Genomic DNA, 12,416 nt, shown 5'->3' with positions numbered 1-12,416 from the left:
TGAGTTGGGTCTATCTAGGCCCAACTGGGTAATAAAGAGATTAAATTAGCCCTTCTTCCTGTAATGCGAGATGAAAGTGTTGCACTTCTTCCGGAGTGGCTTGAATTCTTTTTAATGATAAATCCAATATATAAGGAATGTTTTTTTGCGGTTCACAAACGGCTAAAGTATATTTTTTGCCATTTTCTTCGAAGACTATAGGGGATGTTTTTTTATTGCCTGAATAGCCAGTCGATATTTTTTTACCATCTAAATTGAATTTATAAGAAACCATCAATAGGCGGTTAGAATTAACAACTTTGGCAGGAACAGCGATAAGTTTTAGTGGCATTTTGCCGCTAGATAATAATACTTTTCTGATCTTATTGTTCGCTATGTAGCGGTAAATAATAAATACAAGGCTAAAAATTAATAATGCGATGATAATAATTGTAGTTACAAAGCGGAGCATCACATTTTCGACAGCCACATCAACCGTTAAGCGTGATAGATCATTGGCATCGGCGATTGGTTGCACGGCAACATTTCGTGAAGTTCCTAGGAAACCAAAGCTATGTGAAACAGTGTGGCCGCGGTATGTCACCTTAACATTACAATGGGTAATAACCATCAAACTTGATCTACAAGAGCCATTTATATTGGCATTAACAGGAACCGCATTTTGACCAATTTTATAGTCATACGCGATACCAGGTAATTGAAAAGCAACAAAAACGGTTAAACCGATAAGAACGAGAACAAGAAAAATTAAGCGTATTATGCCACCATCCCCTTTTAGTGGGGTTAACTGTAAGTCTCTTGTAGGAAATGCTTTTATTAATTTTTCAGGTAATTGAATATTATCTTGCATAGTAGTAGTGCTCATTGGAAATTAGAGGTATGAATTATAATAATTAAAAGAAACCTGATAATAGGATTACTACCAAAATAGTATTTTTGTGAGTACAAAAGGGATTGCAGATAGGATGAAATAATTTAGTGGCTAGATAAACAAGGGTATTCAATATCTGGTATCAGTTACACTACACATATTTAGCATAGCCGAAAGATAAATAAAAAATAGATTTAAAATAGGGTTAACATAATACAAGAATAAAAAGAGAGCCACATATACGAAACTCTCTTTTTAAGAGTAAAGATGATAGCATCTTAAATTAGCTTATTTGTTTTTTAATCGCGCCTGACGCTAAGCTCCCTTTGTGGAAACTGGCTTGCCTTGGCGAAATTCGGGCGACCGCCTCTGCGGAGCAGGATGCATCGACGAGTACAAAGCTGGCATCATCCCCAACTAATGGCCACACTTGTTTACCTTTGTCATCTAATGGCAACTTATTACCGGTGGCAATTGCCAGTGAACGTGATAGGGATAGTTCATCGGGGCGGGTATAGAGCTGGGCATATAAATTCGCTTTTTCTAACATATCACCGAGGCCAAATGGCGACCAATGATCAACCACGCTATCGGTTCCAGACATCACAAAGACACCGTTTTCATTGAGTGTTTTTAGTGGCATATGTAAGGTGCCAATAGGCACTGTGGTGGCGATAGTTATGTGTTGTTCGGCGAGTCGTTGTGCGGTTTCTTGTGCCTGCTCAGGTGTCAGTGTTGCAAGAGCAAAAGCATGGCTAATAGTCACTTTACCACGAAGAGTGCGGTTTTTATCGACGGTATCAATCATATAGTCGATAGCTGCGCGACCAGCTGGGCTTGTTTCATGCAAATGAATATCGACCCCTTTATTATAATCTAGCGCTATCTGGAACATGGTATCGAGCGATTTTTCCATTGCGCCATCAACGTTCGTGGGATCAAGTCCACCCACATAGTGCGCCCCTGCCTGCATTGCCTCTCGCATTAATGGCTCTGCTTTGGATAACAATAACCCATGTTGAGGAAAGGCAACAATTTCACAAGTTAGGTCTTGCTGGTGCTGATCAAGAACTTGAGTGAGCGCTTCAAGGTTCTTAAGACCGGAAACGGGTTCAATATTACAATGACTGCGGGCTATCGTTGATCCTTTGGATTGGATCAGTTTGATAAGCGCATGTGCGCGCTCTTGAGTATACGGCTGTAATTCCGGCAACAACTTTTGCTCAAGCGCTATCATATCAAGGATAGTTTTACCTTCTCGTGATTCGGGAGCTTGCCAAGGTCCACCATAAAAGGTTTTATCCAAGTGAATGTGCATATCACGAAAAGCGGGTAGCATGAGTTTACCATCTGCACTATAGGCTGCTAATTGCTTATCAATATGCTGTTTATTCGCGAGAAGTGCTGCAATTTTTCCATTTTTAATTTCAAGGGTGTGTAGGGCCGTTTTGGTGCCAATCACGCTCGCATCACGGTAACGAAAGCCTGTTTCCAGTAACACATCATCAAGATAGTAGTGATCATCTTTAATGGTGGTCGTGCTATTTAATGAGGTGGGGCCATTATCTGCGGCAGCAATACCGGATATCGCTCCAAATAGCGTGCAGGTGGCTGCCAGTTTTGCACTCGTTGAAAGAAACTCTCTTCTGTTGGATGGCATAAAAACTCCTTAATGAGAGGGTTGCAAGTTACTCGGCGTAACCTGCAATCGTGTGGGGCTAACCTTGAACAATGTGCGTGCCAGTTTCACCGCGTAAGGCTTGTGGCAATCTCTCAGGCGTTGTAATGATCACGCGTTTGCCACCATTGGCGAGAAATGACAGGCTAGCTTCAATTTTGGGTAACATACTTCCCGCTGGAAAATGCCCTTCACGCATATATTGCAGCATCTCTGTTGTTGTCGCCTCCCCAAGCGCTTGTTGCTCAGGTTTGCCAAAGTGAATACACACTTTCTCTACGCCAGTGGTGATAATCAAAATATCGGCTTTTAACTCTTTTGCTAGCAATGTGGTTGATAAATCTTTATCAATGACGGCGTCGACACTCTGGAAACCGCCATTCGTATTTTTAATAACAGGGATCCCCCCACCACCAGCCGCAATAACAACATAGTTATTTTCACTGAGCGTCCGAATAGCCGCTGATTCGATGACACTCTTAGGCGCCGGTGAGGCGACGACACGGCGGTAACCTCGGCCAGAATCTTCAACAAAATGCCAGTCGGGATTGGCTTTTTTTAACTTCTCAGCTTGTTCTAGGCTGAAAAATGCGCCGATAGGCTTGGTTGGTGAGTGGAAATTAGGATCATTTTTATCGACTTCAACTTGAGTCACAATGGTCACCGCTTGGCGGTGATGGCGTTTTGCCAAGGCGTTTGTCAGGGCTTGCTGGATCAAATAGCCAATACCACCTTGTGTATCAGCGACACAGTTTGCTAATGGTGTGAGTGGTAGCCCTTCAACGGTGTGAGCGATTTCGGCACGGCGTAAATCTAATCCCACTTGAGGGCCATTACCGTGAGTCAGAACAATATTGTAATTACCCTCAAGCATATCACAGACATGGGAAGCGACCTCTTGTACCGCTTTTTCTTGAGCTTCAATCGATTGGCCGTTGTTATCTTTGATAATACTGTTGCCCCCGATGGCAACAACCACGAGTTCTTTCATTGTTATTGTATCCTGATACAGAGTCTATAAGTCGATGTGCTCAGCACATCGACGATCGGAGGTTAATGGCATTACACTGATTTGCTGATTTTCTCAGCGGTTTCAGGTTGTTGCGCTTCTATTGATTTCCCTTTATCTAAGAAGTATTTCATCACAAATAAGCCCGACATCATGAGGTAAGCGTATACAAACATCAAGGCGGGTCCTTGTGCTATCCCTACCATCGGTGAGTGGATAATACCGAAGAATACCAGTAGCGCGCCTACGGCGGCTGTTATAGCCCCACGTAGTGGCTGATTGAGAATGGCAAAGATAGCGATACAGCCCCATAACATACTGGCTAATGGCGCACCATTCCCGAGATGGACTAAACCTTGGTAGTAAACACCTTTACTGAGTAAGACATCTGTGCCGATTTGTGCCGCAGAAGTTCCCGCCGCCCCCATCATGCTGTTCATCATGGTCAGTGCCCAGTTGGCAATCCAAGGGAACAGACAGATAAAGATGACAGGCACTTCCACTTTCGGTGTCTCTCGCACCACTTGGTTAGCAGTGACAACACCAATAAACACTAGGATAGGCACAATAGCCGTCATCGGAATTATGGCTAACATAAAAGCGCCTAGACCGAACAACGGTACGATGAACATGGTAATACCAGAGGCGAGTGTATAGCCGATACTGGCTCCCATAGCTTTCCAACCTGCATGACCCACATAGACAGTGACAGGGAATGGGTTACCCATAAAACAGCCTACAGTAGAGGATAATCCATTAGCTAACATCACTTTACGGGTATTGTATTCATCGCCAGCGGCATGGGCGCTTTCAATATTTTCAAGGTCGAAAATATAGTTTGCTAAGCCTAATGGTACGGCTGAAGCCAAGTAGGGTAAGGCATGTGGTAGACCCTGTAAGAAGCTATCAATATGAATACCGGGCGGGTTAAAGCCAAATGAAGCAACGGAGGCTTTAATGGCTTCAGGACTTTGTAAGCCAAAGACCCACGCCAGCACAGTTCCTGCAATAAGCAGTAATAACCCCGTTGGAATACGCGCAAAGATAGGTTTTTTACCAAACCAGTTGATAAAAATGAGCAGTAATACGATAAATGAAACGGTAGGCGCTTCAAAAGCCTGTAACATCGGGTTCATTGCCAGTAATAGCAAACCTAGCCCAGAGAGACAGGAGAGCAATACGGTGCGAGGGATCATTTTACGGATAGTTTCGCCGAGGAATGAGCCACCGACAAGGATCATCGATTCTACAAAACACCAAACCAGTGCGATTTGAATCGCAAACTCGGCATTTTGAGTCGTTTGGTAAACAGGCATGATGACCAAAAAGGTCACGGTAAAGATAGAGGGAGCGCTTGGGCCGGAAGGCAGTGCGGTGACATCATCGCGCCCAGTCTGTTTGGCGAGTTGCTGACCAAAATAGGCATAGCTGATACTCGCTAGCAATACGGCAAAACCAAATGCAGGTGCAATACGTCCATAAACAAGATCTTTAGGGATGCCGACGACAAAGATCAGTAATCCCATCATAGTGAGCAGATTGGTTAAGTTATTGGTCATCAGCCCGAAGTAGGCCGCCCAGTCACCACGTTTCCACTTTAGTTTCGTTACACTCATGGAATGTATCCTTCAAAGAAGAGACTGCGGGGGCAGTCATGATTAAAAACCCTATTGCTCAGGTGAATCACAGCGTATTATTAATTGCCCAACCGAAGTTGGGCTTATTATCGGCGACTAGGCGTATTTTTCGGCGTAAGCCAACATAGCTTTTTCAAAGCAGTCGAACGGGGGATGCACAATACCAGCCCCGATCATACCGATACCTGCGTCTTTGTGGGCGATGGCCGTATTGATGACCGGAAGGATACCGCTGGCGGCAACCTTGGTAATATCAATGGCTGTGGGGATCCCCATAAAACCTAACAGCGGGATCGTGACGTTAGGGTTTTCACCTAATGTGATCTCTCGCATTTGACGTGAGAAATCGATGGCCTCTTCAACGGTTCCTCCGACCAAAGCGACAATGGCAGGAGCGGTTGCCATGGCGAATCCGCCAATGCCATAAGTCTCGGTAATGGCGGAATCACCGATATCGAGGCCTGAATCTTCGGGTTTATAGCCAGCAAACATCGGGCCGATAACTTGCTGTGAAGGGCCTGTAAACCATTGACCCGGTAGCCCACTGATACGTAATCCGAATTCATAACCATTACGCGCCATGGTGGTAACGACGGTGCTGTATTCGATACCATGAGCCGCATCCATCGCCGCTTTACACATCACCATCCATGTAGGGCCAGAGAAGTAATCGCTGCTTGCGACAAAATCAAAAACGTCTTTTTGTTGAGCAACTGAGAAATCCGTTTGGATGATATAAGGGGTTAGTGCTTGGATAAGCAGCGTGGTGCCTGCGTTATTACGGTTATGGCACTCATCCCCCATATGCAGTGCTTGAGCCAACATCAGACGCAAGTCGATTTCGCCGGCCAGCTTCATAGCATCACGTAGCATTGGGCCTAAAACATCACGCATCCAGTTCAAGCGGTCAATCACACTTTGGTCGTTGGCTCCCATGCGTAAAATTTTTGCCATTTGCTCACTGAGGTTGGTAAATGCGCGGTTACCATAGGTTTTGTTTTCGACAATGTGCATAAACATTGAGGCAGAGGTCACACCCGCCATAGAGCCAACACAGTCGTGTTCATGACAAGGGGAAAAAATAATCTCGCCAGAAGCGGCTACGCGTTCGGCATCTACTAAATCTTTTGCTAGCCCTTCAAATACCAGTGCGCCAGTCACTGCACCTTTCATTGCGCCACACATGTCTTTCCATTCAACAGGCGGTCCAGCATGTAAGATGGTGTTTTTAGTCATCCCCGGTACGACGTTAATGGCTTGATCATAGCCAACAAGTACAGGTTGTGACTGAATAATGCGTTCTAAGGCCTGCGCATTGGCAGCGGCAATTTTCTCTTGTAATGCGCTATTACTTTCAATTTTATCTAATGCGTTGATCACGGCAATATTGCCTTGCCCGGGTGGCGTCCAATCTAAGTGCGTGACGGGAACATGCTGCTTTTTAAGGTCATCACTGAACATTTCGATGCCCACGTTAATCACATTTAATGGCTGTTTAAATAATGAAGTCATTACGCATTCTCCCCTTTCCAGACAAATTCGCGGGCTAACAAACCGGTGTTGGTGCTACTACTTGCCCAAATCACACCTGCATCGGTGAGCATTTTCACTTGGGCATCCATGGATGGAGTGTCTTGGTCAGTACCGAGAACATAACCAAGGATTTCCAGCTCTCGACCCTCTTGTTTGGCAATCTCTTTTGCTGCTTTGATGGCATCGATCATCACGCCAACAGGATCTTCATGGGAGCCGTATCCCAGCACAAAATCCATAACGATAACGCCGACTTCTGGGTCACGAGCCTCTTGCAGTAGTCGTTCGATACGGTTGGTCGGATCAATCATTGGATGGGGTTTACCATTGGTGAAGTCATCATCACCAAAATCTAAGAAGGTGTGTGCGATGCTCTGGTTAAGATCGCTTAAGCGATATTCAGGGTTTGGCTGGATATTACTGTAGACATCATCATATTTTTCTAAAGCGGCAAACATCGCTTCATCACATAAGGTGCCACCACAAAATAGACCGCGAATGTATTTTTGCTTTGGTGATAGTTTGGCTCTGACTTCTTCAATGAGAGGCCAATTGAGTGAGTGTAAATTCAGTTGTTCTTTTTTGATACCGGTGAGTAAAACCGCTTTCAATGCTGCCTCTTTGGTGCTTTTAGCAAAGCTTAAGCCAGGCTTATCGTCGGGGATTGGCTGATTACCGAGGAAACAGACCACCACAGGTTTATGGCATTTTTCGGCTTGTGCTAAAACTTTTTTAGCGACGGTGGCGGCTGGTGGCTTAGAAATTAACACAATGACGTGAGTTTCTTCATCAGCATCAAGCATTTTTAGGGCATCAATCATCATGATCCCGCCGATCTTTTCACTCAGATCGCGTCCTCCCGTTCCGATCAGTTGTGAAACGCCCGCGCCAAACTCATGAATACGTACACTCAGTTCTTGGCTGCCTGTACCGGAGGCGCCAACAATACCGATATTGCCGCGACGAACGTTATTCCCAAAACATAAAGCCGCGCCATTGATTATTGCGGTTCCACAGTCTGGCCCCATCATCAATAATCCTTTACGGCTAGCAAGCTGTTTTAAGGCTAGCTCATCATCAATAGAGACATTATCAGAGAACAGCATGACATTAAGGTCATTTTCAAGAGCAATACGGGCTTCACGAGCAGCAAACTGACCATTAACTGAAATGACCGCTAAGTTGCTTTCTGGAATATGGCTATGTGCCGAATGGAGAGTGGCATATTTGGCTTCGTGTTGTGACCCACCTTGATTTTTCTTATTAAATAGCGCTTCAATGGCAACAAGCGTCGCCTCATTCGCTTCATCACTGGCGCCTTTAATGACAATCATTAAATCGCCATTTTTTGCCGCTTCTAATTCTGGTGTTAATAACCCTAAATTTTTCAGCACGCCTTTATTCATCTCTGTTGCCATTGCCACAAATGCCTGCTCAACATTGTCGAGTTGATTGGCTTTAGTGGAGATAGACATCAGTGATACGGAATCAAAATACGTATTCTTTTTGATGACAACTTTAGTCGACATACTTTTCTCCAAAGTAGAGGGTCAGGTACAGTGCATCACGAATGCCTAATAACATGTCGCTGCCTGAGCTTGACCCGATATCTAAAATCTTTTGCAACTGCGAATAAGGCTTGGCGTCATTTGTATTTGCAGTCGCTAATATGTGTAGTAGTTGCAGCAAATTTTCTCGATAGTGACGGTTTACTGCTTTTTCTAAGGTAATGGCACTGACTTTAGTGGTTGCCTCTTTAGCATGGCGAATACCCTGTTCAAAAAACGGATGCAGACATTGAGCTGGATGATGTTTAAGTAATAAAAACGCCATTAATCCAACCAAATAATCATCCCCAGATGGGGTCAAACCAATACCTAGGCCAATAAACTGCCTAACCATTTCAGGCAATTTTTGATGGTCTTTTTTCTTTAATAAATTAATCAGTTCAATGCGTAATGAATTTAATTTTTTTGCTGCGGTTAAATAAAATAAATTATCTCCATGATAATGAAATAAAGAGTGTCCTTCTCTTTTTAGCAAAACATCGATTACGCTTATTTGTGTATTTAAAAAGGATAAATAGGTTTTTTTATTGATGTTTTCTGGGATAAAACACACATTATTGGGCTGCCATGGATGGCAAAAGCAAAACGATATAAAATAATATTTACCCAAATACAGTGTTTTATTACAGAAATAAATATATTCCCCTTCTTTTAAATTTAATTTAGATAAGTCGTTATTCAATAATCGACAACTGTTAGGGGCATTATCTAATTCAGCACTGAGTAAAGTAAAAAGCGTATTATTAATAGAGATATTAATTGCTTTACGAAAAACTTGCTCTATTTGTCCTGAAAATGTAGGCTGATCGAATAAATTTAAAAATGTCGCATCAGCCGAAAGCCCAAACAGTTGTTGCCTTTGAGTCTTGGTCTTGTTCACAAGCCTCCTTGTGATGCACTATGCGCCCGCTGCGATTAGTAATTCAGCAATTTCGTGATAGCCTTTTTCGCGTGCTAGTTCTAAGGGTGTTTTACCGTATTTATCCGTCATATGTGGGTTGGCGCCGTGGTCGAGTAACAGCTTGACGATCTGTTGCTGCTTTTCGCCGCCATCATTTAATACGATGGCTTCAAGCAGTGGCGTCCAACCGACAAAGTTGGTGTGATTCACATTGATATCTGTTTTTTCGAGTAATTCACGGACGATTTCAACATGGCCTTTTTCGCTGGCGGGGGTGATCCCTACACCACCAAAGCGAGTTAATAAATCAAGATTGGGCTTAGCGGGAAGGACGATACGTAATAGGGTTAAGTCATTATTCAAGCAACTTAACAAAAAGGGGTTGAAGCAAGTTTGGTCTTGCTTATTAATATCCGCACCGGCATTAATGAGGAAAGTGACGCATTCGTAATGTTTATTTAAACTCGCATTCACGATAGCTGTCCGGCCTTGGCGGTTGGTAGTATTGATGTCCACTCCTTTGTCGAGGCAGTGCTTCAATAACGCTAGGTTGCCTTGTTCTGCTGCGGATAAAAACTCTTGCTCTAATGTCATGGTTTTCCCCTTATTTGGTTATCTGCATTTCATTGACGACAACCAAAATAGATAAAGACAATTTTAAATGTAATACCCAATCCGCATTATGTATGAGAAGAATGGGTATTTTTATGATGGATTAAGCATAGCAAGCTGTTGAAATAAATAGAATCCATTTAAAATTCATTCATCAATAGCAGCCTTGATTATTGAATTAAAATCAACAAATTCGTTTTTTTGTGCGCGAAAGCATAATTTTTCATCAATTTCTAAGTTTTTTTGCGTAATAAATGACCGAAATAATCCAATTTCACTGGTCAATCAGATAGGAAATAAAGGATTTAGTCAGTTTTGTGATAAGCATCAAACTAAAGGTTTTGCAACTGTTAAAAATGTGAATTAATTGATCGAGATCAGCGAGATTGTTAAGGGGATGCTCTAGTATTTATTTCAATGTTATTAATTATTTTGATTATAAATTAATGGGCTTTCTTTGCAGTTAATTCATCTAAAAAAGACAGCTCTGATAAATGGCTCAGTATGATAAAAGATTTCTTTTAAACGTAATAAAATGGTTGATAAACAACCAATATCTATAGGTTATTAAATATAATTCACATATATTCTTCTTACTTTAAGCGACAGGGTTGTTGGCGGTATTCACGGATCTGAGTCTCGCAGTGATCGATGTTGCTAGTGACCCCGCTATGTTCTGCCTTTCTGTAGCTCGAATTATTTTGATTATAAATTTTTTAATTTCTTTCTATCCAATTTCGGGTCACCAGTATGAATTCAATATTTACCGAAGAAAATTTACTGACATATACAACGGCTGCAAAATATGCCAGTTTTAGTAAGGCGGCAGAAGAGTTGGGGATCACCACGTCTGCGGTTAGTTACACCATTAAACGTATCGAAACTTATTTAGACGTGGTGCTATTTATTCGTGATACACGGAATATTGAATTAACAGAAGCGGGTTACTACTTTTACCGCAAAGCCACGGATTTATTAAATAACTTTCATCTGATCAAAAAGAGTATTTACTCTATTGAGCAGGGGATTGAAGCTCGGGTGCGTATTTGTATTAATCAGTTGCTATATACGCCTTATCACACTGCAAAATTGCTGCAAATCCTTAAAAAACAATTTCCGACTTGCCAAATAACAGTGACCACTGAGGTGTATAACGGGGTATGGGATGCCATCATCAATAATCTCTCTGATATTGCGATTGGTGCACCAGGTACTTTGATGGATGGCGGAGGCATTGATTATACGGAAATCGGGACAATTCATTGGCAATTTGCCATTTCAGCAACGCATCCATTAGCGTTGATGCCTGAGCCTATCGCCGAAAGCCAGTTGCGCTTATATCCTAATATCATGGTAGAAGATACAGCACATACCATTAATAAGCGGGTTGGTTGGCTATTGCATGGGCAAGAAGCGATACAAGTTCCTGACTTCAATACCAAATGCCAATGTCAGATTTTAGGTGAGGGGATTGGTTTTTTGCCGGATTATATGGTGAAAGAGCATGTTAAGAATGGCCTGTTGGTCATAAAACAGATCCAAAACCCACGGCAAGACTCGCACATGTTATTAGCAACTCAGCATTCTGCGACGGGCCTCGTGACACAGTGGATCCGTAGGGAATTCACCGCAAATGGGATTCTAACGAAACTCTATAGTGATTTGTTAAAACCCATTAATTAGCCCGTCACATTTTACGTGTTTATTGAACGGTGACATCCAGAGCTTTATTGATAGCGTCAGGGATCACGCTGCCATGGCTTTGATTGGGGTAAAGTGTAAATTCACAATGGCGTCCATGGTCGCTGAGCATGGTGCATAATTGGCGTGAGGTTATCCAACTTGAGCGTGATTGATAATGCTTAATCTGCTCCTCGCTGAGACGCGATAAATCAGGCTTTTCTTCTAACTCTCCTAAGGTGATAAATAAAGGTGACGCATTTTGTTGTTGCGTTAACTGAGCCTTATCTATCATTGTGCCTTTTCCCCACCATAAAGAAGGGCTAGCAGAAACAAAAGATTGAAATGCCGTAGGATGCTTTTGATAAGCCATCAACGTAAATAGCCCACCAAATGAATGCCCAAATAGGGTCTGTTTTTGTTTATCAATAGCAAATTGCTGCTCCACCCAAGGGCGAATTTGGCTTGTCAGAAATTGAGATAGTTCCTCTGATCCACCACCTTGTGCGAAATCATCACCAGCAACGCGGGGCGTATAATCGTAGGTACGCAATTGCTTAGGAAAGGCTTCATGGATTGGATAACCGACCCCAATAATAATAGGCAGTTTATCTTTGGGGAGTTTTTGGATGGCGCGATTGACGACAAGCGGGAATATCCCATTGCCATCAAGCATATACAGCACAGGTCTTGGTGACTGCATCCCATGAGGCACAGCACTAAAAATTCGATAGGTACGGCTTCCCTTTGAGCTATGGGGATTTTCCATATCATGATGCTGAACATCATAAAATTGGCTGACTTGCTTATCCAATGCCGGAGGGGTTTGCGATGGGCGAGCATAGGCGGTCGTCAAAGCCATTGAAAAGAGTAAACTGGAGATAATAAGTTTATTTATCATTTGGTTATTATGTTTTTTAGTTGTTG

10 protein-coding genes are annotated in these 12,416 nt (G+C 42.8%); 1 reads left to right on the top strand and 9 read right to left on the bottom strand.

Annotated elements, in window-relative coordinates; genetic code table 11:
- Window positions 1-40: 40 nt before the first annotated feature.
- The 8 genes from PR833_RS15055 to PR833_RS15020 all read right to left on the bottom strand — a co-directional run bounded on the left by PR833_RS15055 (window position 41) and on the right by PR833_RS15020 (window position 9,791).
- Entirely contained in the window at window positions 41-850 is an 810-nt protein-coding gene (locus PR833_RS15055; protein WP_272526304.1) for a hypothetical protein, read from the bottom strand.
- Between the two features lie 304 nt (window positions 851-1,154).
- Complete coding sequence (locus PR833_RS15050) at window positions 1,155-2,531, bottom strand: amidohydrolase family protein (RefSeq protein ID WP_060561532.1); 1,377 nt, start codon at window positions 2,529-2,531, stop codon at window positions 1,155-1,157.
- A 58-nt stretch (window positions 2,532-2,589) separates the two neighbouring features.
- Complete coding sequence (locus PR833_RS15045; RefSeq protein WP_040132653.1) at window positions 2,590-3,540, bottom strand: carbamate kinase family protein; 951 nt, start codon at window positions 3,538-3,540, stop codon at window positions 2,590-2,592.
- A gap of 71 nt (window positions 3,541-3,611) precedes the next feature.
- On the bottom strand, window positions 3,612-5,174 hold the full coding sequence (locus PR833_RS15040; protein WP_272526303.1) for a xanthine permease: 1,563 nt from the start codon (window positions 5,172-5,174) through the stop codon (window positions 3,612-3,614).
- Between the two features lie 117 nt (window positions 5,175-5,291).
- The gene (locus tag PR833_RS15035) at window positions 5,292-6,707 is read right to left on the bottom strand and encodes a DUF1116 domain-containing protein (RefSeq protein ID WP_272526302.1); all 1,416 of its coding nucleotides are present in this window, start codon (window positions 6,705-6,707) and stop codon (window positions 5,292-5,294) included.
- Window positions 6,707-8,257: an acyl-CoA synthetase FdrA gene (gene fdrA / locus PR833_RS15030; protein ID WP_004926280.1), complete on the bottom strand. Its 1,551-nt coding sequence runs from the start codon at window positions 8,255-8,257 to the stop codon at window positions 6,707-6,709. Before fdrA ends, PR833_RS15035 begins: the two co-directional genes overlap by 1 nt.
- Window positions 8,247-9,176 carry a DUF2877 domain-containing protein gene (locus PR833_RS15025; protein WP_163761894.1) on the bottom strand — a complete coding sequence of 310 codons (930 nt, stop codon included), beginning with the start codon at window positions 9,174-9,176 and terminating at the stop codon, window positions 8,247-8,249. Before PR833_RS15025 ends, fdrA begins: the two co-directional genes overlap by 11 nt.
- 18 nt (window positions 9,177-9,194) lie before the next feature.
- Entirely contained in the window at window positions 9,195-9,791 is a 597-nt protein-coding gene (locus PR833_RS15020) for an ankyrin repeat domain-containing protein (RefSeq protein ID WP_004926285.1), read from the bottom strand.
- A 768-nt stretch (window positions 9,792-10,559) separates the two neighbouring features.
- Between PR833_RS15020 and PR833_RS15015 the strand changes: the two genes are divergently transcribed.
- Window positions 10,560-11,492: a LysR substrate-binding domain-containing protein gene (locus tag PR833_RS15015; RefSeq protein ID WP_272526300.1), complete on the top strand. Its 933-nt coding sequence runs from the start codon at window positions 10,560-10,562 to the stop codon at window positions 11,490-11,492.
- A 19-nt stretch (window positions 11,493-11,511) separates the two neighbouring features.
- On the opposite strand, the gene PR833_RS15010 is transcribed toward PR833_RS15015, so the two are convergent.
- A complete protein-coding gene (locus tag PR833_RS15010; RefSeq protein WP_004926374.1) occupies window positions 11,512-12,390 on the bottom strand; it encodes an alpha/beta hydrolase in 879 nt (292 codons plus the stop codon).
- Window positions 12,391-12,416: the final 26 nt, after the last annotated feature.

It is taken from the genome of Providencia sp. PROV189, assembly GCF_028480065.1.
Taxonomy (GTDB): Bacteria; Pseudomonadota; Gammaproteobacteria; order Enterobacterales; family Enterobacteriaceae; genus Providencia; species Providencia stuartii.
The sequence above is the reverse complement of the archived record's forward strand: the minus strand, read 5'-3'. Positions and strand labels throughout refer to the sequence as shown.